We start from the raw sequence: 23,625 nt of genomic DNA, 5'->3' as shown, positions 1-23,625 counted from the left end.
CCCTTTAATGTTAATAGATATAGGCTCCGTATATGGGGCAAATTTTAAAGAAGCTCCGGAGGAGCTTTATTTTGCCCTAGATGAGATAGTATCCGTAGTGTCAAGAATAGAAGAAAAGAGGTCTGAGGCCCCAGGAACTGTCTTAGTCATTACTCGAGATGAGATTAGGGAGAGGGGATATAGGGATCTCGTCGACCTTTTGAAGGACTGTCCTGGCTTCGATATTCAAGAGAGGATAGGGGGGCAAGATGGTGGAACCTATGTAATCCCCCGTGGAATTTGGGGAAATAACAAGGTTCAGGTCCTTTTAAACGGTGTTCCCCTAAATCCAATGAATGGAACCCATATAGTGTTTGGCCATCATTTGTCACTTTGGCACCTGAAGCAGGTGGAGATACTTTATGGACCGGCCTCTGCGGTCTATGGAGCGGATGCCTTTTCAGCGGTAATCAATATGGTTACAGATGAACCACAGAAAAGGCCTGATGAATTAGAACTTTCATATCAGATGGCCAATCACGATACGTTCGAAAGTTATGGCCTTTTTTCAAAGAAGTTTGGAGAGGATTCTGGAGCAAGCCTTTACATCCATGGTTTTAGGACCAATGATTTTAATCTTCGTGACGAATATAAAAATCATCGCATAGACAATGGATTTGGACTAAAGACCCCAATATATGAGCTTGATAAGCCTTATGAAACCCCTGAACAAGATCTGGACATTTATTTTGATTCCAAATTTGGTCACTGGAGATTATTTGGAGAATATCTTGGCACACGCCAGCCTAATAATATTCAGACAATATTTTATACAGGAAGAAGTCAGTTAAAAAAGGATAAGGCAGAGCTTAGGACTCTGGCCCTGGCCCTTGAGAACCTAGTGAATTTTTCAGACTACTTTTTTTTAAAGAGTCTTGTCAATTATCAGTATTACATTTTGGATCCAGATAGTGATTATGGCCGATATTCCTTTGATAATTATATATTTGAAAGGTCTAAGGCTGTAGAATGGCGAGAGCAGCTTCAATGGAAGGGAGATGAGGGCACAGATTTAAGTCTTGGATTTGCAGTTCGCAGAGTTTCAGCCTTCCCATATATAAATTCAAGGACTCCATTTGACGAGGGAACCAAATACGAAGATTTTCCAATAATAAAGATCCAAACATTGGATGATAGAATTATTGATATACCTCCAATTGTTGAAAGAGAATATTGGAGCTATGGACTCTTCTCACAGCTTACCCGAAAAATCAGCGACTCAGTTAAAGGGGTTGTGGGGATCAGGTATGATTGGGATACCTTTAATCACGAGAATTCTTTTAACCCCCGTATTGGTTTGATCATAAAGCCCTGGGAAAAAGACACATTTAAGCTATTATATGGTACGGCCTTTATCTCTCCATCTCCATACTTTCGCTACAAAGAGTGGCTTGGGACCAACTACGCTCATCTGCCACCTGATGTAATGGGAACTAAGCTAAAGCCAGAGAGGCTTAAAACCTTTGAAATCGCTTACATCAAACGCCTTAACTTTGCGGAGTTAAACATATCGGCATTTTACAGCATAACAAAAGATGCGATTCAAGAAGCAGGTGCCCAGGTTTCAGGCAATACCCTCTATTTAAGTAATGGAGAAGTGATTGATAACGCAGTAATAGAATATCCTATAAATAGTGGAAAACAGAGAACTTTTGGTATAGATTTACTGTTTACTGGTAGAGTATCAAAATGCTTATCTTACCGGGCATGGTATTCTTTTATAAATGCAAGGACCAAGCTGATGGGCAAAACATTTGATGCTCCAAAGGTGTCTACACATAAGTTTGGTTTTGGATTGACCCTAAGACCATCTAATAGTCTTCTTATGAACTTAAGGACTAGGTGGTGGAGCGGCATTCATACACAACCTGGCAATCCACTCTTCCATGGTGGAAAGATCAAGGGAAAATGCATAGTAGATGCCCATCTCTCATATAAGACTCCTATAAAAAGAGTGGAATTTACATTAGATGCTAAAAATCTACTCAATGTAGATTATTTTACAGCAGGGGCCCAAAGCGAGGATCACAGATTTGGTGGAAGCCTACCACTTATTCCTCAACGGCCCAGGGAGATTTATTTTGGCTTAACCTATATTTTTTAAAGAAGTTCATATCGTAAAAATTGGTGGGTATGTTTAGTAGGTCTTCATTAATTGTAGTGTTTTTTTTGTTATTGGCTTTTCTTTGTCCTGAGGTTGAGGCCAGTATACGAAAAAATGTTTCAAAAGCTATATCTATAGTGATCATAAATTCTGGTAGGCAAAAGGCATATCTTACAGTCCAGAAAGGGCTCGAGGATGCCATAAAGAAGGATTTATATTGGAGAGGAAAGAGAATACGGTTTGGTAGGGCCTATAATTTGGCAGATTGGATCAATGATGAACGTGGCCTAAAAAAACAGATCATGGCCAAAAGACCAGCCCTTGTATTTACCATAGGCACTCCTGCCACAACTTTTGCAGTCCGAAATCTAGATGGTATACCCGTAGTCTATTCTATGGTGACTTCTGAATGGAGATTTAGAGGTGCTAAGGCAACGGGAGTATTCTTGAGAGTAAGAGAAGAAACACTTGTAAAAATATTTACGCGTGTCACAAGACTTAAGTCTATTGGCGTTATTCATAGTTCCAAGTGGAGGATAGATCCTCAAATTTTTTCAATAGAAAAGGCTCAGGGAATTCGCTTACGTTTATTTAAGCTTAATTCAGGACAAACGCTTTACGACGTCTTAGAAGACATGAAGGCAGACGGGGTATATGGACTCTTGATGATACCCGACACAGAAGTCTATGATTCTCCTTCTACCATTAAGTTCGTGTTAAGTTGGGCCCTAAAAAATGATATTTTTGTTATGGGGCTATCTGCGGCATATGTGAAAATGGGTGCTGTACTTTCAGTCCACATACCTTATCGGTCTCTAGGCGAACAGACCTGGGAGATTGGAAAACGTATTTTAAATGGCGAGGATGTCTTAAATATTAGGCCTCAATATCCAAAAGTGATTAGGATTATAGTCAATCAGAAGCTTGCAGAGGAAAAGGGTCTCATAGTCCCTGAAAGGATTATGGATATTCCAGTAATATTTTTGAAATGAAGCCGACTCTTGCGGTAAAGATAGTTTTGATCATTTTAGTAGTTGAATGCCTTGCCCTAACCTGTCTTTCTTATGTATTTGTCTATTATGGGAAACGACTGGTATTCCGCGAGATTGAAGAGAGGGGGAAGGCTATATCTGGATTTTTGGCAAAGATGAGCGAGTACCCCCTCGTGGCATGGAATCCAGATCCCCTATGGGACAGCATAAGGGCTGTCATGCTCCAAAAAGATGTTATCGGAGTAGAAGTTAGGGGAAATGGAAATGAATTGTTATTACATCTTGGTACGATTGAGCACTCTGACGAGGCTATGATCTTTCATAGAGATGTATTAGTGGAAGCACGGGAATTCGTGGACGAAGAGGCGGTAATAGGCGAAATGGATTCAAATCAAAAGAAAATAGGCGTTGTAACAGTTTGTTTGTCTAAACAAAAATTTTATGAGAATCTTGAGAATCTTGAATTAACAGTTTTTGTTTTGGCTGTATGTACTTTTTGGGTATCGGCAATATTGGCAGTCTATTCAGTACATTATTTTGTTGGTCGTCCTCTCAAAATTCTTATTCGCGGGGTTGAAAAGGTCTCAAAAGGAGACCTTGAAACCGAGATCCACATTTCTACCAATGACGAATTAGAGAGGGTTTCTTCAGCATTTAACTCAATGGTAAGGGCACTTAGGCGAAACCTTGAAAAGAGAATAAAAGATGCTGAAAAAAGTGCTCAGGAAAAGAATCTCATTATCTTAGGTGAACTTTCTTCAATGCTCATCCACGAAGTGGGCAACATGTTGAATCGATTCTCAGTCATTGAATATCAACTGGGTGCAGAAAAACTCTCTGAAAAGGGGCGTGAACTCCTGGATAATTTTGCAAAAGAACTAAAGACTCTCATGCGCTTTACAGAAAATGTGCAGCTATTTGCAAAAAAGCCGGATCTGAAACCTAGGTCCATGGAACTCGTTGGCTTTTTAAAGGGGATAGTGGCATCTTTTAACTTTATGAATCCTAAAGGACTAAATTATGTTTTGGAGTTCGATTCTGACAAATGCGTTTTATTTGCAGATGAGGATGCCGTCAGGCAAGTAATAGTCAATATTATTACTAATGCAAGTGATGCCTCACCAAAGGGTGGTACTGTACGTATTGGGTTAAAGCAGCAATCTGATTTTGTGACTATAGAAGTGAGTGATCAGGGAGCGGGTATACCAGATGATGTGAAGGATAAGATCTTTACACCATTTTTTACTACAAAAGGGCCAAAAGGTACTGGTCTTGGCCTATATATTTCCCGATCCATGGTGGAGGCCCTTGGAGGAAAAATTTATTTTGAGTCCTATCCAGGAAAAGGCACAACCTTTTTTATAGAATTCCCCTTAATGACTACATCTTGAACTAGGATTTCATTTTTCCTTAAAAAGGCCTCCTTTGAGATTAGCCCCTTAGGGAGCTTTTCGTAATGGGACACCAGTATCATTGCACGTATTTTTATGTTTGTGAGGACCTCTTCTATTCGTTTTTTTGCCCGCATATCTAGGGCGTTAAACGGTTCATCCAACAATAGGACATCTGGTTCCATTACCAGTATGGTGGCAAGGGCCACCAGACGTTTTTCTCCACCAGAGAGTCTGTATGATGGTCGATGGGCTAGATGAGAGACCCCCAGCATGTAGAGTATTTCTTCAGCCTTTTTTATAGCATCTGTTGAGTTCAATCCCTGGTTGAGGGGCCCAAAACAGACATCTTCTAGAACAGTAGGACAAAATAGTTGGTGGTCTGAATCTTGGAAGAGGAATCCAATTTTTTGTCTCGGGACTTTAAAGTCCTTATCCTTTACACATTGTTTGCCAAATAAAATGACTTTTCCCTTTTGGGGGGTCAAGAGTCCAAGGATCAAATTAAATAAGGTAGTTTTGCCAGCCCCATTTGGACCTTTTAGGAGGATTCTTTCTCCTTCGTTTAAAGTGAAATCTAGGCCCTGAAATATAGACTCCCCATTAGAGTATGCAAAATATATATCTTTTAGTTCTATTAGCCTATTCATTTGCTCAATATAAAATGATCTCCTATAAAAATTAGCATGATAGCAGATATAGTGGTCGTGAAAAAGACGATATCCGACCTTTTCAAGTTAAAATGATGTATCAGCCAAAATGTGCCGTCAAAGCCTCGGAGTTCCATTGCTCTTTGGACCTGAATGCCCGTGTCATAACTCTTTAAAAAAATAGCACTAATATAGTTTCCTATGTATTTATACGTGCTTAAGTTCGTTGAAAGGCTAAAACCCCTCAATTTCATGGCCTCATTTATCTTCTTGGCCTCTTCGGAAATGACGTGAATATATCGCCAAGTGAAATAGAATAGTTGTACTAGTGGGGATGGACACTTGAGGTGACTCAGTGCGTGGGTAAGGTCTGTAATTTTAGAAGTGCTCAAAAGGGAAAGAGACAGAAATAGTATTGCGTTAGACTTAAGGGTAATAGAAAGGGCAGTTATTACCCCTTCTTCAGTGACAAAATAGGGACCTATTATATGGAACAATGGGATACCACTCGTTGTCAGAGGCACTGTAAGCCAAATGAAGAGGCAAAAGGTATTGACTATAAGGATACGCAAGCCAGTCTCTTTTAATGGTAGCTTTGCAGCAAACATGAAAGCCGAGCTCAATAATAAGCAGGCAACCTGGAATTCAAGTGTTTCAAGGGCGGCTATTATCCAAGAACCCACGAGCAGGCATAAAAGCTTGACCCTTGGATCACACCTATGAAAGAAGGATCTCCCATTGGAAAAGTGTTCACAGCTCAAGTGCCTTGCCTCCTACTCTTTATAAGAGCTACTATACCAAAGAGTCCCAATATATAACCAATGCCACCGATTATGTCTCTAATTCGGACTTTTTCTTGCGCCTTTCTCAAGGCGATGATCTCTTGTGCAAGGGGACTTATACTGTCTCTTATGATCTGACGGATTTTTTCATCGTGTTTTAACCCTTCTAAGGGCACTGTATCTTGTTTATCATTAGGTACTGAAAGTTGGGATTGGCTCTCTAGACCTTCTTTTTGTGAAATTTGTTGGGCACTTGTATGTGCGGAAGCCTTTTTAATGTCAATACTTGTTTTTGCCAGGTGTCCTAAACCTGCATTGAGAGTAATGAAATACCCCCCTGACTTTTTAGGAATGAATGAGAATACACCATTTGAATCAGTTCTTCCCTGAACAATAATTTTCCCAGACTCGTCTCTTACCTCTACTTTTGCTCCTTTTACTTTGGTGCCTCCAGGGAGATAGCCCTCCACCACTACCTTTTGTCCATCAAATGAAGAAAAGACAATGACTCTATGGGCAAAAGATGGAGTATTTAAGAGGCACATTGCTACTATAGTCAGGATTGAAATAGTTAAATAGTTTTTAAATCTCATCTAAACACCTCTGGCCTGATTTTTAATAGTCCCCTTATGGCAAAGCCAGTTACAAATGCCTCTGCTATTGCCACTGGCACATGGGCTATGAGAAGCATTTTTGCTGCAAGCCAAAAGCCTTCTCCTGCAGTGCTCAGGAAAAGAGCTGTGAGTACCCCACTCATGAGAACGGCAAAAGCGGCACCAAAGGCCCCAATAATAGAAGACAGTCCCGGTTTACGTTCATTTATGTAACGAGATACAATCATGTGACATAAAATAGCTGGAACTCCCATGGAAACGGTGTTTACGCCAATAGTAGTGAGGCCACCAAACTGAAATAGAATTGCTTGTAGAAGGAGGGCAATGAATATGGCAGGAATTGCCCTCCATCCAAGAATGATTCCTATAAGGCCGTTTAAAATAAGATGTGAGCTCGTTGGCCCTATTGGTACATGTATTAATGAGGCAACAAAGAACCCAGCGGTAAATAGGGCAGTTTCTGGCATCTTTTTGGGGGTGAGATGCTTGAAGCCTACATATAGGCCAGAAAGGGTTAGACCTGCCCCAGAGACAAGCGTCCATACTGGAAGGATGCCTTCAGAGATATGCAATTTCTTATTCCCCCTTCATATCTCTTGCTTTAATCCACATTACCGCCCCGATTTCAAGTGGAACAGGGTGTCCGTTTCTTTCGGATGCAGCCTCAATTTCATGAAGTGCGGAAAATCCCCACCAACCTGCACGAGGTACGCTATAGCAGAATTCTCCATCTGCGTTTGTTAAGACTACCTGGGTGATATAGGCATCTTTGGGAGACCGGACCTTTGGCTTTGCATTGTTTAAGTATTCTACTTCTACCTGGACATGAGCAGCGGGTTTTCCAGAATAATACACTTTACCACAAAATAAGTTTCCGGTCCAAAGGCCGTATGGTCTTGTGAGGGGGACGATTTCTGCTGGTAGCCCTTGGGGTTTATCCCATGAGTCTTCGAGCCCATATGCATTTACTATGACTTTTGTTATATGTTGAATGTATTTCCCCTCGGTTTCTTCCCAGTAGGGAGTTGGAATCATATAAAATATGTGGTCTCCTGGCCGCTTAATGGGATAGTTTATATTCCAAGCCGTATGACCCAAGTATTTCGTTTTACGAAGTGAAGAGGTAAGATCCTGATTCTTGCCGTTGATTATTACTCCAAATTTTTGTGGTTTTACAAGTTCCATTCCAAGTTGTTCAAAAGGATGGCAGAATGCTGCAATGATGTCTAATTTTTGGTTGGACTGACCTTCAATAATGTCATCTGAGGGTAGAATGAGTCCAAAGTGAGCAAAAGATGTTGTACTCGAGAGTATTATAGAGACAATTGAAAGAAAAAAAATCTTTTTAAGACTCATTTAAGACCTCCGTAATACTTTTTTGAAAAACGTATCACCAAAAGTCGATGTAGTCAATAAATAAAAGTTGTAACACATAATATTGTTTGTTCTTGACAATAGCATGATTTGTGGTAAACAAAGGCCCAGTTTTGAGGGCCGTTAGCTCAATTGGTAGAGCAACTGACTCTTAATCAGTAGGTTCGGGGTTCGAGACCCTGACGGCCCACCAGGAAAACAAAAGGCACCTATGAATTTCATAGGTGCCTTTATATTTTTTAGGTCGAGATTTTTAATTAGAGTTGATTTTGTTCTAATAGCTCCCCAAGGGCTCTTGCTGTTTTTTCAATGACTTTGAAACACTCTTTTCTCCTACTGAGTGGATCAGTTCTGAATTTCTTGACCTCGTTCATGTCACTCCAGTTCACTCTAGCGATATCCCTGCAATTTGTTCCGCCGTATTCAGCTGTTATCTCTTCAAATGCCTTGAAAAGTTTATGGCTAAGCTTCCACATTAATTTTCCATCTTTGTCTTCAGGCCTTTTCTTGCCGTACAGGTATCCTATTACAGCAATGGCACCAAGTATGGTACCGCAAGTATTTCCTGTACTTGCAATACCTCCGCCAAAAGGGGAAAGGGCTGCGATTGTATCCTCTCCATCCTCTATGCCCAGTTTTTTTAGACCACAGTAAAAGGTTGCCTGACTACAGTGAAATCCCTTTTCAAAAAGTTCTGTAGCCATTTTTGCCATATCATCTGGTGTCATGTGAACCTCCTCCTTGTCTTTAATCAAGTTTTTTTAGCGTGCCTTCACCCTTTGCATTTTCATGGTGCCAGGTTGTTTAAAAAGGGCCTCAGCAATAATCTCGGATTTTTTTACAGAACGGTTAAATTTAACTACAAATTTTAACTCCCTTCTGCCTCGGACGTTAACAAACCACTTTGCATGGTTTCTTGATAAACTTTTTATTGGGGGGCGTGAAGATAGAACCTTTAACCCTTTAGGGAATCTTACCTTTAAAATTACGCCCTTTATACTGGGATCTTTTAAAGTTAGTAAGAAGGTAACAGTCCCATCTATGGAGGTGTAAAATTCGAGATCCAAGGGGGGGGACTGCTGTGCCCCAAGAGCGATTCTCATCCCCTGGCCTAAAAAAATAAAAATGAGCATAGTAAGTATGGTGCATACTGTTTTCGACGAATCATTCTTTAACATCTTTATCCCCTTTTTGGGCAACAAACTTCATGCCCTCTTTGTCCCAGGTATATGTACCTCCTGCCCAAAGAGCTTCAAGGTTATGAAGTTCTCCCTCAAGTTCTTTTATGGAGCCGAGTCTGTCAAAGGCATCGAGAATTTCCTGGTCATCTATAACGCCGTTGGCATCTTTGTCTGCCCAATGATATGGGCCTATTTTTGCCGATGTGTCTCCGCCTATGGGTAAACCAGTCCTGTGTCTTCCTTTGGGTATTACAATTCCTTTGAATCTTAGGGGCTTGTCCATTTTGCCATTGGCAGAAAGCCTCAAGACGTATATGAGTTCAAGGCCTTTTTCTGAAATGGGAAATATCCACTGGATCATGTTCTTATCAGTGCTCATGGCAGATGCCTTGGGAAAATAACCCACAAGTTCACAGGTGCGGGGTATGGTTTCTCTTATCAAGATCGAAGACTTGCCTTCCACTGGCTTTTTTACGGTGATGATTACTGGAAATCGAGATCCCGGGGCAACTTGAGTAGGAAGGCTTCGTTGAGCAAAAACTATAATCCTGGTCTCTCTGGGATAGAGCCATTTAAATAATAGGTAGGAGGCTCCGAAGAGAAAAAAGATTACCAATAAAATTGCTATTTGTCTTTTAGAGGTGCTTCCATTGTCTGTTGAATTCGGTTGAATTTTTTTGGGTTCTGTACTATCAGGCTCATCTTCTAAAATTTCTTCTAATGATACTTCAAGGGCCTCTGCGAGTTTTTGAGCATTTTCTCTTTTTATTCTGGGGTATTTTCGGTTCTCCCATCTTGAAATGGTATCTGTTGTGACCCCAACGAATGTCGCCACATAGAGCTGGGTTAGGCCCTTGGCTTCTCTGATCTCTTTAATGCGCCTTCCATCAATTTTTACTACTGATTTAGAACCCAGCTTTTCGTTTTTCATGATGGGGTAAATCTTACCAAAACCCGCTTACTGAGTAAATCACACAATTTTTTTGCCCTACATCGACCCGACATGGCCCTGAATACCCAATGATATAGGTAGATATCCCCTATTCGCCTAGCTCCACTGGCCATACCTTGGAGGCATGAAAGGCAGCTGCCTGACAAAAAATAACTGAAAGGAGAGTGAGTGATCATGAAACTCAAAAAAACAATTCTTACACTGGCTGGAATTACGGTTTCAGCGGTGTTTATGACTAGTCACCCTGTAACTGCAAAAGACATCCCTGAGACCATAGATATCAATGTTCAGGCCAGGTGTCAGAGGATTAAGGGGCTCCCAAAGGACTTGAAAGCAGTGAATGGCTTTAGCCATAGAGATCACGCCCTTAACTACCTCAAGGGAAATTCAAAGTATTCTCCAAGGCCTTATAAGGATGACTTTACCTGTGTTGCTTGCCACGTTGGGGCATCGGATGAAAAGGCGATCATGGGCTCAGATGCCTGTAAAGGACTTGAAGATGCCTTTTCCAGTGTAGGAGGGCCTAAAAAGTTCAAGAAATTTTATCATGAGACCTGCGCTGGATGCCATAAGGCTATGAAAAGGGATGGAAAAGAAACTGGCCCCACCTCTTGCAGGGGCTGTCATGCAAAAAAAACACTAGGCGGATAGGAGGTAATAGTCATGAAAATTACTACAAAATATGTAGCATCTTTCGTAGTCGCCCTGGCCCTGCTGATATCATTGTACACCCCTGGTCATGCCAGTGGATTAAAGGGCATAGTCAAGGTGAGGGGCCAATATGGTCCCTGTGAGATCATTAGGGTGGTGAAGGGGCATACTCCCAAAGGAATTCCTTGTGCAAAGCCAGGGACAAGGAAAAAAGTGATATTGGTATTTGGGGATAAAACAATAGACAAAGTGGGCACCATGGTTATTTTAAAATTTAAAGGGCAAAAACGTACAAAGGCAGTTGGAAGGATAAGATGTTTCAGGCCTAGATTTAGTGGAAAAGCCATGTTTGAGGGAGTTGATGCCTCAGAAGAACTCATCTTTTGGATAGAGGATGGAACAGGTAAGCACATGATCATAGAACCTGAAAGATCTGTTTTTGAAAAGATTGATGTAGGAGATAGAGTCATCCTCAAGACTAGAGTAAAACGTATGGTGGTAGAAGGTTGCTAAAAATTACGGAATAGAAAAGGGGGGCTGAGGGCCCCCTTTTCAGTGATTCGACAAATTTGTCGACTAGTTACATTTTTTTCGAATCTTTTGAGTTGGGGTGGATATAAATTTTTTTTTATTACAATACATTATGACTCTAAAATTTTGGCACGATGGCTGCATCGTTTTAATGTAAAAAGATAAAAAAGGAGGTTCTAATGAGGAAAATAGCCTTGTATTTATTGGTGCTCGCCTTTTCATGGACTCTTACTTCTTGTGCTCCCCCCCAGACCAAGACCCAGAAGGGGGCAGTATATGGTTCAGCCATTGGTGCTGCTGCAGGTGCTATAGTGGGGCAGGCCATTGGCCATGACACCAAGGCAACGCTGGAAGGGGCAGCAATAGGTGCTGCAATTGGTGGGCTTTCCGGTGCCGCTATTGGTCGGTACATGGATCAGCAGGAGGCAGCTTTAAGGGCTGCTATGGCAGGATCAAATGCAGCTACGGTGTCTAGGATACAAAATGTGCTTGAAGTCACATATCGCGGCGATGTGCTGTTTGATTTTAATTCAAGTGTAGTGAAACCAGGGGCCTACCCTGAGATTGATAGGCTTGCCCGCATACTACGGGAGTATCCAGACACTAAGATCAGGATTGAGGGCCACACAGATAATGTTGGCAGCGAGGAATACAACCTGAGGCTCTCCCAAAGGAGGGCAGAGGCAGTTAGGGATTTACTTATTGCCAAGGGGGTCTCTCCGTCAAGGATAACTGCAATTGGATATGGCGAGTCAAGACCAAAGGCAAGTAATGATACATCCTATGGAAGACAACTGAACAGAAGGGTGGAGATCTACATTGAGCCCATGCGTTAAGAATAGGACTGTAATTCTTTTAATTAATCAATGACATTTGTATTTTTCTAAATAATCTGCTAAAGATAAGCGAGTATGAGGGATACACTTGCATTCATACTCGCTGGTGGCATTGGAAGCAGGCTTAACATCCTCGTTAAAAAGAGGGCTAAGCCTGCTGTGCCCTTTGGGGGTATTTACAGAATCATAGATTTCGCTCTTTCAAATGCCATGAATTCAGGGCTTTTGAAGGTGGCGGTGCTAACTCAATATAAGCCCCTGTCCCTCATGAGCCACATAGGCACAGGCCATGCCTGGGACTTTATTGGACGGACAAGGTGTGTAAAGATCCTCCCCCCACGAACTGGCGAAAAGGACTCGGACTGGTATAAGGGCACAGCAGATGCTGTAAGGCAGAATCTAGACTTTATTACTAACAGGGCCTCAAAAGAGGTGCTCATCCTCTCTGGTGATCACGTCTATCACATGGACTACAGGGCAATGGTAGAGTCTCACAGAAAAAGTGGTGCGAAGGTTACTGTTGCCATGATGCCGGTTCCCTGGGAAGAGACGAGTCAGTTCGGGATAGGGATTGTGGATTCATCAGGTAGGGTAGTTGACTGGGAGGAAAAGCCCGAGAAGGCAAGGAGCAATCTCGCCTCCCTTGGAATATATGTCTTTGATACAGAATACCTTGTCCAAGCCCTCACATCTACTAAAGAAGAAGATTTTGGATATAACATCCTCCCCAGGGCTATGAAAGACGGAGAGCTTTATTCCTATACCTTTACAGGTTATTGGCGAGATGTTGGTACAGTAAAGGCCTTTTGGGATGCGAATATGGACATGGTGCGTCCAAACTCTGGCCTAGATCCTGAAGGGTGGGGCATAACAACCAACTGGGAGGAGGAAGAGAGGCTTGGAGACAGACCTCCAACCATGCTCGCATCAGAGGCACAGGTAGAAAATTCTGTGATAAGTCCTGGATGCACTATAAGGGGAGTAGTTAGAGACTCCATCCTCAGTCCAGGAGTAGTGGTAGAATCAGGCGCAGTTGTGGAAAAAAGTGTGATAATGCACGACACGAGGATAGGTCAGGGGGCAATATTAAAGAGGGTGGTTTCGGACAAGGAGGTCTATTTTGGAAAGGAATCTAGTGTTGGAGATGGTGATATTCACGTTGCGAACCACCTCTACCCCAAGCATCTATCTTCTGGTATAACCCTTGTGGGAAAAGGCGCCCACATTCCAGACGGTGCAATAGTGGGGACAAACTGTATCGTCTTTCCAGGAATTCAGGAAGCAGAGTGGCAAAAATACGGTAAAAGACTAAATGACGGAGAGACCTTAAAAGATTTGGAGTAGATAAGATGTACTTTCAGGAACTCATAGAGGAGCTAAACAAGTACTGGAAAAAACAAGGTTGTTTATTGCTTCAGCCCTATGACATGGAGGTTGGGGCAGGGACATTTCACCCAGCTACTTTTTTGCGGGTGCTCACTCCAGATCCTTGGAGATGCGCATATGTCCAGCCATCTAGGCGTCCAACCGATGGAAGGTATGGTGAGAATCCAAACAGGCTCCAGCACTACTACCAGTACCAGGTGATCATTCAGCCTGCCCCAAAGGATGTGCAGGAAATCTACCTTGGCAGTCTTAAGGCCTTTGGGTTAGACCCATTGGAGCACGATATTCGTTTTGTAGAAGACGACTGGGAATCACCTACCCTTGGCGCATGGGGCCTTGGATGGGAGGTGTGGCTTGATGGCATGGAAATCACCCAGTTTACATACTTTCAGCAGGTTGGAGGAATCGACTGTAATCCTGTTGCAGCGGAGATAACCTACGGACTTGAACGCATTGCCATGTATCTTCAGGGTGTGGACAATGTGTACGACCTCAAGTGGAATGAACATGTTACATATGGTGAGGTCCATCTTAGAGATGAGCAGGAGTTTTCGACATATAACTTTGAAGAGGCAGACGTGGAGAGCCTTGAAAGACTCTTCGACATATATGAAGGGGAGGCAATGCGGCTTTTGCAGGCTGGCCTGGTGCTTCCTGCCTATGACATGTGTCTAAAGTGCTCCCATACCTTTAATTTGCTCGATGCTCGTGGTGCGCTTAGCGTTGCAGAGCGTACCAATATGATTGCAAGAGTAAGAAAGATTGCAAGGGGATGTGCAAGTGGATATGCAGAAAAATTTAATAGTTGAAATAGGAACAGAGGAGATACCAGCAGGTTTTATTCCATCTGCTCTCGATGCATTAAAAAATAGGGCAGAGGAGAGACTAAAGGACAATAGGCTCCAATTTAAAGATGTCCGCACTCTTGGTACCCCTAGGCGCCTGACTCTCTGGGTTGAGGGGTTAAATGACAGGCAGGACGACCTGGTTGAAAGGGTCATGGGGCCTCCAAAAAAGGTGGCCTTTGATGACAGCGGCAATCCCACAAAGGCAGCAGAGGGGTTTGCCAAGAGAAACAACGTCACCATTGAAGACCTTGAGGTTATAGAGACTGAAAGGGGGCCATATTGCTGTATAAACAAAGTGATAGAGGGGCGTCCAACCAGGGATGTCCTTGAAGAATTGCTCCCTCAACTAATTACCGAGATCCCATTTGCCAAGAACATGAAATGGGAAGACTCTGGTTTTAGGTTTGCAAGGCCCATACGCTGGCTTGTGGCCGTGTTTGGAGAAGATACGCTCAGCTTTTCCTTGGCCGGCATAGTCTCTGGGAACGAATCGTACGGACACAGGTTTCATGCCCCTGGAGCAATCAAGGTCTCTTCAGATCTTAAATCCTATGAAGAGGCACTCAATGCGGCATTTGTAGTGGTGGATCAGGAAAAAAGAAGGGAGGCCATCAGAGAGCAGGCAACAAGGCTTGCAGAAGAGGCCGGAGGAAGGCTCCTCTTTGATGAGGATCTCCTGGACCTAAATACATTCCTAGTTGAATATCCATATTGCATCCTTGGTTCCTTTGAAGAGGCATTTTTGGCCCTTCCAGAAGAGGTCCTCATCACTGTGATGAAGGAGCATCAGAAATACTTTGCAGTTGTGGATGGAGATGGGAAACTCCTCCCCCATTTCATATCGGTAAATAACATAAGCCCAAAGGACCCAGATCTATTGAAAAAGGGGCACCAAAGGGTGCTTAGGGCAAGACTAAATGACGCCAGGTTCTTCTTTGAAGAGGATCTTAAAAGACCCCTTGAGGACTACGTAAAGGATCTGGCTGGTGTAATATTTCATAAGGAGCTTGGTAGCCTCCTTGACAAGACCAATCGTATCAAGGCCCTTGCAGGCTACATTTCCAGTATAGTGGCACCAGAATCAAGGGCCACAGTGGAGCGAGCCGCTATCCTTTCCAAGGCAGATCTCGTAACCGAGATGGTGGGAGAATTCCCTGATCTACAGGGTGTTATGGGACGGGTCTATGCTCAGAGGTCAGGAGAGGATGAAGCAGTCGCTTTGGCTATCTATGAACATTACCTCCCCAAAAGCTCTGGCGGCGAACTCCCGAGCAGCCTTGAGGGGGCAATATTAAGTATAGCAGACAGAGCAGATACAATTTGCTCCACATTTGCCCTTGGCATGAAGCCCACTGGGGGGCAGGACCCCTTTGGTTTGAGACGCCATGCCCTTGGAATCCTCCACATCCTAGAGGATAGGGGGATCAGCATCTCTCTGGAGGATCTTATAGAAAAGGCATTTGATATCCTTACTGAGAGCACTGGGCTTAGCATCTCAAAGATTGAACTCAAAGAGGAGATACTCACTTTTTTCAGGACAAGGCTAAAAAATGAACTTGTCTCACGAGGACTTAGGCCTGATACAGTAGAGGCAGCCTTAAAGGCCTGTTTTGATGAACCAGTTGATGCGATTTTAAGGGCACGTGCTATAGAGGCAGTGCGTACAAGGCCAGAGTTTGAACCCCTAAGCATCGCCTTTAAAAGATGCATGAACATTCTAAAGGGAGAGACACGGTCTTGCCTCAAAGAAGAACTACTTAAAGAACCAGCTGAAGTCTCTTTATACTCTGCCATCAAGGATGCAAGGGAGAAGGTCTTGCCACTCCTAAACGAAAAGCGTCATGAGGATGCCATGTTGGTCCTACTTGGGCTCAAACCTGCGATTGATAGGTTCTTTGACGAGGTCCTTGTTATGGCAGAAGACGAGGCAATTCGTGCTAACAGACTCGCTCTTATATATGAGATCAGTTCACTCTTTTTGAGCATAGGGGACCTTTCAGCCATAAGTGGTTAGATCTTAAGCCCGCATGCCTACCAGAGGAGCTGGATAACAGACTAGATTACGCTTTATGAAGGTAAAACTTGCTCGAATAGCTGGTTTTTGCATGGGGGTAAGAGAGGCCATGGACCTTGCTCTTGAGGTAAGTTCAGGCTTTGACGGGCCGATCTTTACCTATGGTCCCCTAATTCATAATCCTTCTGCACTGGAACTCCTCCGTGAAAAAGGTGTTGAGGTCCTAAAAGAGATCCCTGAAAAAGGGGAGGGGACTGTAATCATAAGGGCGCACGGGATTACCCCCCTAGAGAGAAATCGTCTTGAAGAGGCAGGTTTTCAGGTCATTGACGGGACATGCCCTAGGGTCATAAAGGTTCAATCTATTGCAGGGCACTATGCTGAAAAGGGTTTCCTCGTTGTAGTCGTGGGAGATAAAGGGCATCCTGAGGTAAAGGGTATCCTCGGGCACGCTGGTGAAAAGGGTATTTTGGTTTCGAGTGAAGACGAGTTGAAAGCCCTTAGTCTAAACGCTCCCTACATAATAGTAGCACAGACCACCCAGGACAGGGAACGCTTCAAGGAATGGTCAGACTGGCTTCTCAAGAAGTTTCCGGACGGGCGCATATTCGACACCATCTGCGATTCAACCAAGAGAAGACAGGAAGAGGTAAGGCGTCTGGCAAGTGAAGTTGAGGCCGTAATAGTTGTTGGCGGAAAAAAGAGCGCTAATACAAAGCGTCTTGCAGAGATTGTTGAGGAAGAGGGCAAGGAAGTCTTTTTCGTAGAGACAGAAAGGGAAATTGACGAGGATGCGCTGAGACGATTTTCAAGTGTGGGGGTGACCGCCGGTGCCTCTACGCCAAACTGGGTAATTAATGGAGTGCTTAGAAGGGTCGAGGCCATCCCTGGAAAGGATGAATCCATTTTTAGCCGTGCAATCTGGAGGACCCTTAGATTTCTGCATGAAAGTAACCTATGGACAGGGCTTAGTGGTGCGTCTCTGTGTATAGGGGCATCTAATATACTTGGAATAAAGGGCTATTTAGGGGCCCTTATAGCATTTTTTCTCGTATTCGCAATGCACACCCTAAATAGACTAATAGATGAAAAGTCCGGCAGATTTAATGATCCTCTTAGGACAGCATTTCTCCTAAAGTATAAAAAGGTGTTTTTGTCTGCATCCATATTTGGGGTGGTAGCAGCCTTTGGACTTGCCCTTTATCTCAGCACTTTGAAGTTTGTCATCCTCCTTTTTGTCGTAGCCCTTGGGCTCCTATATTCCGTTACCAGACTCAAAGAACTACCTGGATCAAAGACCCTCTTCGTAGCAGGAGCATGGGCTACACTATCGGTGCTAATCCCCTGTAAAGACCCCTTTAATTCACCGTCTTGCTGGCTAGTCCTGTTTTTCGTGTTCTTTCTTGTAATTCTAAGAGACGTCCTCATGGAGATAATAGATCTTCAGGGCGATAGACTCGTTGGAAGAGAGACCATGACCATCCTTTTGGGGGAAGAGAAGGTCCTCAAATTCACTGCTGTTTTATGCACAATCTTTGCGGTGATCTCATCGTTCCCCTCGATTTTCTTAAAGGGGATGGGGGCGTCTTTTTTGGCATTTCCCATTGCATTTTTGTATGGACTTTTCCTCGTAAAATATTTTAAGCGCGAAAAACTGGGGCAAAATCTTAGACTCGAACTCATGGTAGAGGCCTTGAGTATGGTCTTTATGGTGTCGTCTTTGATTTTGTCTATTGCTATTTGAAATACCCACCAGTTCGCTTACCGCTATATCAAACTCAGACAATCTATATATTTTTGTTTCAAATAAATTATCGCTCTGGGGACAAATCTCCCTAGGCGAGTGGTTATTTTTATTTATGGAGAGTGATTTGAAAAATATATTATAATGTTCATTGCGTTACATAGAGGAATGAGTATGGATAAGAAGATTGTCCTTAGGGGACTTTTTGAACATAATTTAAAAAATATTGATCTGGATATTTTCTTGGGACGGATCATATCCGTCATAGGGCCTTCTGGAGCTGGGAAGTCCACCCTTGTATTCGATACTATCCATGCCGAGTCTGAAAGGCGCTACATAGAGACATTTTCACCATATGTTCGTCAATTTCTTGAGAGGAAACCAAGGCCAAAAGCGAGCTTTATCTCAGGACTTCCTGCCTCCATTGCAGTCCTAGGGAGGAATCCAGTTAGGAATGCGAGGTCCACTGTTGCAACGCTCTCTGAGATAACATTCCCTGTAAGGCACCTGTTTTTTCGTCTCAGCCACCTTGAGTGTCCTGGATGCGGCAGTGTTGTAAAGGAGCAGGGCCTCGGAGACGTTGTTGATCTACTAAAAGGGCTTTTGGAAGCAGAAAAAGAGGGAATCTTCATAATAGGGGCAGAGGTTGAACCCAAAGATTTTGAGGCCCTGGATTTTGAATCAAGGGGCTATAGCCGCTGCATAGTCGAAGGTGAAATACGCAGGCTTGACGAACTTGTAGATACGCACAATCTCTCTACCATATCCGTTATTGTTGACAGAATACGGTTTAAAGGTCCAGATGATTTAAATGGCACAATAGAGCAACGTATACGTGAGGCCCTTGAGCTCGGATTTCTAGAGGGTAAGGGACGGGTAGTTTGTTATTTTTTAAATAGGGATAAAAATAGATTCCTAGGTCCATTCCCTTTCTCCAGGAATCGGCAATGTGCCCGCTGTGGGCTGCATTTTTCACCTCCGACTCTTGCGCTATTTTCCTTCAACACCCCTGCAGGGGCATGCCCTGAATGCCAGGGCTTTGGAAGGGGTACTGGCATAGACTGGAATCTGGTGATTCCAGATCCTTCAAAGAGCATAGTAGGAGGGGCAATTTTACCTCTGGAATCATGGGAGTATGAAAAGGGCCTTCTCCTTGAGGTCCTTGAGGACAAGGGAGTAGACCCCAGGACTCCGTGGCGAGAGCTCCCAGACGACATCAAGCAACTGGTGAAATATGGGCATGGGCCTTGGCCAGGTATGGAGGCACTCTTTGAAGAACTTGAGAGGTATCGCTATAAGGCCCACATTAGGATCCTATTATCGCGATATAGGGCTTACACCACGTGCCCTGAATGTAATGGGACGCGCTTTAGAAAGGAGGCACTTTATTACAGGCTCCTTGGAAAAAATATTGGGGACTTTTACTCCCTTTCCGTAGATGAAGCCCTTAGGTGGTTAAGGGAAAATAATGATTTTTTTCAAAAGGATAGGGCAAGTGCCACTCTTTTTAGAGAGCTTGAAAATAGGCTGGAGACGCTTAGTCTTTCAGGTGTTGGTTATCTTGGACTAAACCGTCAGTCAAGAACGCTGTCAGGTGGTGAAATGTTGCGGGTAACCCTGGCCCGTGCCCTGGGAAATGCCCTAAAAGACACCCTCTACTGTCTTGATGAGCCGTCTCGAGGACTCCATCCACACGACGTTTTGGGTATAAAGAAGGTACTAGAGGGGCTTTGGAATAGAGGAAACACTATCCTTACAGTCACTCACGAACCACAGCTTATAAGTTCGTCCCATGGGGTTATAGCCCTAGGACCAGGCTCAGGAAAAGAGGGTGGGGAGGTTACCTACCAGGGGCCACCAGACGAATCTCTGCTTTTAGACTATGTGGCTACAGACGCGCCCCTTCCAGCAAAAACTCCAGGCCAGATTTCGAAAGAAGATGCAATTATTGTAAAGGAGGTCAGGGCTAACAACCTAAAGTCCGTAAATGTCCGTATCCCCCTTGGGAGGCTTACTGTAGTAACAGGGGTGTCTGGCTCTGGCAAATCCAGTCTTGTTGAAGAGGTGCTCTTTAGAGCAGTAAAAAGGTACCTTGGCGAACCAGTTGAATCTCCTGGGGCCTTTTCTGAAATCGTAGGGTTAGAGACCATTAGCGAGGTGGTCTTAGTTGACCAATCGAGTCTTACCCGCACTCCAAGGGCAACAGTGGCCACATATTCAGGGGTGTTTGATGGCATAAGAAAGGTATTTGCCAATACTCCCCAGGCCAAGGCCATGGGGCTCAAGCCAGGAAATTTTTCATTTAATTCACCGCTTGGAAGGTGCGAAAACTGTAAGGGGCTTGGGGTAGAGGTCCTCGAGATGCAGTTTTTGCCCGATGTCGAACTCCTCTGCCCAGTGTGTAATGGAACGCGGCTCAAACCTGAAATTAGGTCGGTCCCATACAAAGGAGTGCGATTCGATCAATGCCTGGCAATGACTGTTAAGGAGGCAATGGCCTTCTTTAAGGATGTTAAAAAGGTGGCATCCTCGTTAAAGGTCATAAATGATCTTGGCCTAGGGCACCTTACTCTTGATCAGAGACTGAGCACACTTTCTGGAGGAGAGGCACAGCGGCTCAGGCTTACAAAGGCATTTTTGGAGCGAGATACCCCAGGCCATACATTATACATACTTGATGAGCCTACTAGGGGACTCCATCCAAGGGAAGTAGACCTGATTATTAGGGGCTGTCATGCCCTAATTAGGAAAAAAAATGCATCAGTAGTAGTTGTTGAACACAATCCAAGATTTATAAGAAATTCACATTGGCTGATCGAACTTGGACCAGAAGGGGGTGAAAAAGGAGGCTACCTTATTTATGAAGGAGAGCCACAAGGACTGTACAAGATAAAGGAGTCAAAGACCGCGCCTTTTCTTCAATGTACGAAATGGCCGTCTTCGTATCCTAAAAAGGCACTAGAACCTCAAAGGATCCAGGAAGCCGCGGTCAATGCTACAATAGAGATAAAGGGCGCCAGGCACCATAATCTCAAATCCATAGATGTTTCCATCCCCCGTGAAAAGTTCGTGGTGATTACCGGCCCTTCTGGTTCAGGAAAATCCACTCTTGCCTTCGACATTATCCACTCAGAGGGAGAAAGAAGGTATATTGAGTGCCTCTCATCTTATGTGCGCCAGTTTTTGAAGTTATATGAAAGGCCAGACGTTGACGAACTTGTTGGCCTCAGTCCATCAGTGGCCATTGAGCAGAGAAAGGCACGTTCTGGGCCAATGTCCACTGTGGCGACATTGACAGAAGTGGCTCATTTTCTAAGACTTCTTTATTCAAAGGTTTCTCAGGCCAGGTGCCCTGGTTGTGGTCTTCTTTTAAAGGAGACCAAGCGAGACAGGATCATCGATGAGATCAAGAGACGTTTCAAGGGCTGCAAAGTTTACCTTATGGCCCCAAGAGTGAGGAAGCGTAAGGGATTTTTTAAAAATGTACTGGAACAGGCAAAGATCTCCGGGGCATCTGGCCTCATGATAGATGGAAAATTTTATCCAATAACAAATCTCCCTGAGCTCGACAGATTCAGTATTCATTCTATCTCCTGGCTATTTGGCCCGATCTCACCTGACGAATCGGGTTTTGAAGCCGTGTTTAACAAGGCCATTTACTATGGCGGGGGTGAAATCGGCATTATGGATAGAGAAAACCAGAATGAAGAATTCTTTAGCGAGAGAAGGAGCTGTGCCAGGTGTGGCATGGGAGTCCCTGATCCTGATCCGCTCCTTTTTTCCTTTAATACACAGACTGGAAGGTGCCCGAGGTGTAATGGTACTGGTAGGGAACCTTCGGAGGGGAAGGCCTGCAAGGAATGCCGCGGTACAAGGCTTTCAAAAGATGCGCTTTCCTGGGTGATAGATGAGAAAAACATAGGGGAGGTCTTAGACCTTGAGGTAGAAGAAGCAAAGCAGTTGTGCGAGTCTTGGTTGCGTACGCCTCCCTGGTCAGAACGCCTTCATGAACTGGCAGAGCCCCTTGTAAAAGAGGTGGTTGACAGACTTGGATTCTTAATAGATGTTGGCCTTGGATATCTTTCTCTTTCTAGGTCTGGAGATACCCTCTCAGGAGGAGAGGCCCAGCGCATAAGGCTTGCTGCCCAGATCGGCTCTGGCCTTACTGGGCTCACAGTGGTTCTCGATGAACCCACCATAGGACTACACCCACTGGACAACAGGAGGTTACTCAAGGTCTTTAAGAGGCTTAAGGACGCTGGAAATACCGTAATCGTGGTCGAGCACGATGAAGAGACCATCAGGGGTGCAGACTGGGTTATTGATCTTGGTCCTGGTGGTGGAAAGAATGGAGGACGCGTTGTAGCGGAGGGGCCCCCTTCAGCCATAGAACAAAATACGACTTCTCTCACAGGCCTTGCCCTAAGAGAGAGAAGGCATAAGAGGAAAATATACAAAGACCGTGATGTTAGAGCCTCTGGACTTATAAGGCTTTCTGGCATCTCGTGCCATAACATCAGGGATGAAGAGGTGGAGATCCCCCTTGGAGCCATTACGGCAATTGTTGGGGTGTCCGGTTCTGGAAAGAGCACACTTCTTGAGGAGGTTCTTTACAAAAATCTCAGAAAGATTACCTCCAAAAAAGGATCTAAGGACCTCGAGTATTTAAGAGACGTCTGTGTGGATGGGATTATCAGGCAGGTCCTTATGGTGGATTCAAGTCCTATTGGGCGGACTCCGAGGTCGTGTGTTCTAACGTATCTCAAATTGTTTGATTTTCTGAGAGATCTCTTTGCAAAGACCCCACTTGCAAGGGCGAGGGGCTATTCAAAGTCTACCTTTTCATTCAATACTGAAGGTGGTAGGTGTCCAACGTGCAAAGGCCAGGGAGCTGAAGAGGTGAAACTCGGTTTTTTGCCACCTGTGTACATCACTTGTCCTGATTGCGGAGGAAAGCGTTTTAAAGACGAAGTACTCCAAGTGAGGTGGTCTGGAAAAAACATCTCTGAGTGCCTGAGTATGACAGTAGATGAAGCACTTTCCTTTTTTAAGGCCCATCCAAGGCTTAAGCGATCTCTCGGCCTTTTGTCAGACCTTGGCCTTGGTTACCTCGAGCTAGGACAGAGAAGCCCGCATCTTTCAGGGGGTGAGGCCCAAAGGCTCAAACTCTCTCGAGAACTCATGGCAAGAAGCCCTGAAGGAGTGGTGTATCTACTGGATGAACCAACTACGGGCCTCCACATGAAAGACGTGGAAAGGTTGATGAGGCACTTGAGAAAGCTATGTGAGCTTGGAAACACCGTCATCATAGTAGAGCACAATGTAGACGTCATTCTCGGATGTGACTACGTGATTGAACTTGGCCCAGGAGGGGGAAAAAACGGTGGAAAAGTGATATTTCAGGGCGGTATTGAGGCCTTTATAGCTGGTGAAAAACGTACTCCCACCCAAAAGGTCTTATTGGGGTAGAGGAGGAATTTCCTATTTGATGCTGATCTGTATTTGGCATGTGCGAGTTAAGTTGTTTGTGCATATA

The 23,625-nt window shown here is 44.2% G+C and carries 19 protein-coding genes and 1 tRNA gene; 12 read left to right on the top strand and 8 right to left on the bottom strand.

What is annotated here, in order from left to right; all coding sequences use genetic code 11:
* The 3 genes from DBT_RS05975 to DBT_RS05965 all read left to right on the top strand — a co-directional run.
* Positions 1-2,143 (top strand): TonB-dependent receptor plug domain-containing protein (locus DBT_RS05975; protein WP_141674227.1); only part of this gene is annotated, 2,143 nt, incomplete at its 5' end.
* Between the two features lie 29 nt (positions 2,144-2,172).
* Positions 2,173-3,135 carry an ABC transporter substrate-binding protein gene (locus DBT_RS05970; protein WP_067617761.1) on the top strand — a complete coding sequence of 321 codons (963 nt, stop codon included), beginning with the start codon at positions 2,173-2,175 and terminating at the stop codon, positions 3,133-3,135.
* Positions 3,132-4,526, top strand: coding sequence for a sensor histidine kinase (locus DBT_RS05965; protein ID WP_067617759.1), 1,395 nt, complete (start codon positions 3,132-3,134; stop codon positions 4,524-4,526). The genes DBT_RS05970 and DBT_RS05965 overlap by 4 nt, the downstream gene beginning before the upstream one ends.
* Here the strand turns inward: DBT_RS05965 and DBT_RS05960 are convergent.
* Genes DBT_RS05960 through DBT_RS05940 form a run of 5 tightly spaced genes read right to left on the bottom strand, consistent with a single transcriptional unit; the run spans position 4,469 to position 7,928 of the window.
* On the bottom strand, positions 4,469-5,176 hold the full coding sequence (locus tag DBT_RS05960; protein WP_067617756.1) for an energy-coupling factor ABC transporter ATP-binding protein: 708 nt from the start codon (positions 5,174-5,176) through the stop codon (positions 4,469-4,471). The genes DBT_RS05965 and DBT_RS05960 overlap by 58 nt on opposite strands.
* Positions 5,173-5,937 carry a cobalt ECF transporter T component CbiQ gene (gene cbiQ, locus DBT_RS05955; RefSeq protein WP_067617753.1) on the bottom strand — a complete coding sequence of 255 codons (765 nt, stop codon included), beginning with the start codon at positions 5,935-5,937 and terminating at the stop codon, positions 5,173-5,175. Before cbiQ ends, DBT_RS05960 begins: the two co-directional genes overlap by 4 nt.
* On the bottom strand, positions 5,934-6,551 hold the full coding sequence (locus DBT_RS05950; RefSeq protein ID WP_067617750.1) for a hypothetical protein: 618 nt from the start codon (positions 6,549-6,551) through the stop codon (positions 5,934-5,936). The genes cbiQ and DBT_RS05950 overlap by 4 nt, the downstream gene beginning before the upstream one ends.
* Positions 6,548-7,144 carry a cobalt transporter CbiM gene (cbiM, locus tag DBT_RS05945; protein WP_067617746.1) on the bottom strand — a complete coding sequence of 199 codons (597 nt, stop codon included), beginning with the start codon at positions 7,142-7,144 and terminating at the stop codon, positions 6,548-6,550. Before cbiM ends, DBT_RS05950 begins: the two co-directional genes overlap by 4 nt.
* 4 nt (positions 7,145-7,148) lie before the next feature.
* Complete coding sequence (locus tag DBT_RS05940) at positions 7,149-7,928, bottom strand: DUF4198 domain-containing protein (protein ID WP_067617743.1); 780 nt, start codon at positions 7,926-7,928, stop codon at positions 7,149-7,151.
* A gap of 135 nt (positions 7,929-8,063) precedes the next feature.
* Here DBT_RS05940 and DBT_RS05935 point away from each other — a divergent pair.
* Positions 8,064-8,139: transfer RNA gene (locus tag DBT_RS05935), tRNA-Lys, on the top strand.
* 64 nt (positions 8,140-8,203) lie between these two features.
* Here DBT_RS05935 and DBT_RS05930 read toward each other — a convergent pair.
* The 3 genes from DBT_RS05930 to DBT_RS05920 are packed head-to-tail and all read right to left on the bottom strand — an operon-like array spanning position 8,204 to position 10,058.
* Positions 8,204-8,674 (bottom strand): C-GCAxxG-C-C family protein, encoded by a 471-nt coding sequence (locus tag DBT_RS05930; protein WP_067617741.1) that lies wholly within the window; start codon positions 8,672-8,674, stop codon positions 8,204-8,206.
* Positions 8,675-8,707: 33 nt separating this feature from the next.
* Entirely contained in the window at positions 8,708-9,124 is a 417-nt protein-coding gene (locus DBT_RS05925; protein WP_067617738.1) for a hypothetical protein, read from the bottom strand.
* Positions 9,111-10,058 carry a helix-turn-helix domain-containing protein gene (locus DBT_RS05920; protein WP_067617735.1) on the bottom strand — a complete coding sequence of 316 codons (948 nt, stop codon included), beginning with the start codon at positions 10,056-10,058 and terminating at the stop codon, positions 9,111-9,113. The genes DBT_RS05925 and DBT_RS05920 overlap by 14 nt, the downstream gene beginning before the upstream one ends.
* A gap of 195 nt (positions 10,059-10,253) precedes the next feature.
* On the opposite strand from DBT_RS05920, the gene DBT_RS05915 reads away from it, so the two are divergent.
* The 8 genes from DBT_RS05915 to uvrA all read left to right on the top strand — a co-directional run bounded on the left by DBT_RS05915 (position 10,254) and on the right by uvrA (position 23,558).
* On the top strand, positions 10,254-10,730 hold the full coding sequence (locus DBT_RS05915) for a cytochrome c3 family protein (protein WP_067617732.1): 477 nt from the start codon (positions 10,254-10,256) through the stop codon (positions 10,728-10,730).
* A gap of 12 nt (positions 10,731-10,742) precedes the next feature.
* Positions 10,743-11,243, top strand: coding sequence for a hypothetical protein (locus DBT_RS05910; protein ID WP_067617729.1), 501 nt, complete (start codon positions 10,743-10,745; stop codon positions 11,241-11,243).
* A 197-nt stretch (positions 11,244-11,440) separates the two neighbouring features.
* Positions 11,441-12,097, top strand: coding sequence for a YiaD family glycine zipper/OmpA-like lipoprotein (locus DBT_RS05905; protein ID WP_067617726.1), 657 nt, complete (start codon positions 11,441-11,443; stop codon positions 12,095-12,097).
* Positions 12,098-12,172: 75 nt separating this feature from the next.
* Complete coding sequence (locus tag DBT_RS05900) at positions 12,173-13,441, top strand: glucose-1-phosphate adenylyltransferase family protein (protein WP_067617723.1); 1,269 nt, start codon at positions 12,173-12,175, stop codon at positions 13,439-13,441.
* A gap of 5 nt (positions 13,442-13,446) precedes the next feature.
* Positions 13,447-14,292: a glycine--tRNA ligase subunit alpha gene (locus tag DBT_RS05895; RefSeq protein ID WP_067617720.1), complete on the top strand. Its 846-nt coding sequence runs from the start codon at positions 13,447-13,449 to the stop codon at positions 14,290-14,292.
* Positions 14,270-16,345, top strand: coding sequence for a glycine--tRNA ligase subunit beta (gene glyS, locus DBT_RS05890; RefSeq protein WP_067617717.1), 2,076 nt, complete (start codon positions 14,270-14,272; stop codon positions 16,343-16,345). Before DBT_RS05895 ends, glyS begins: the two co-directional genes overlap by 23 nt.
* Before the next feature lie 55 nt (positions 16,346-16,400).
* Positions 16,401-18,089 (top strand): 4-hydroxy-3-methylbut-2-enyl diphosphate reductase, encoded by a 1,689-nt coding sequence (ispH, locus tag DBT_RS05885; RefSeq protein WP_067617714.1) that lies wholly within the window; start codon positions 16,401-16,403, stop codon positions 18,087-18,089.
* A gap of 174 nt (positions 18,090-18,263) precedes the next feature.
* A complete protein-coding gene (gene uvrA / locus DBT_RS05880) occupies positions 18,264-23,558 on the top strand; it encodes an excinuclease ABC subunit UvrA (protein WP_067617711.1) in 5,295 nt (1,764 codons plus the stop codon).
* Positions 23,559-23,625 lie beyond the last annotated feature (67 nt).

Source organism: Dissulfuribacter thermophilus, from assembly GCF_001687335.1.
In the GTDB taxonomy this organism is placed as follows: Bacteria; Desulfobacterota; Dissulfuribacteria; order Dissulfuribacterales; family Dissulfuribacteraceae; genus Dissulfuribacter; species Dissulfuribacter thermophilus.
This window is presented reverse-complemented; position numbering and strand designations above follow the sequence as displayed.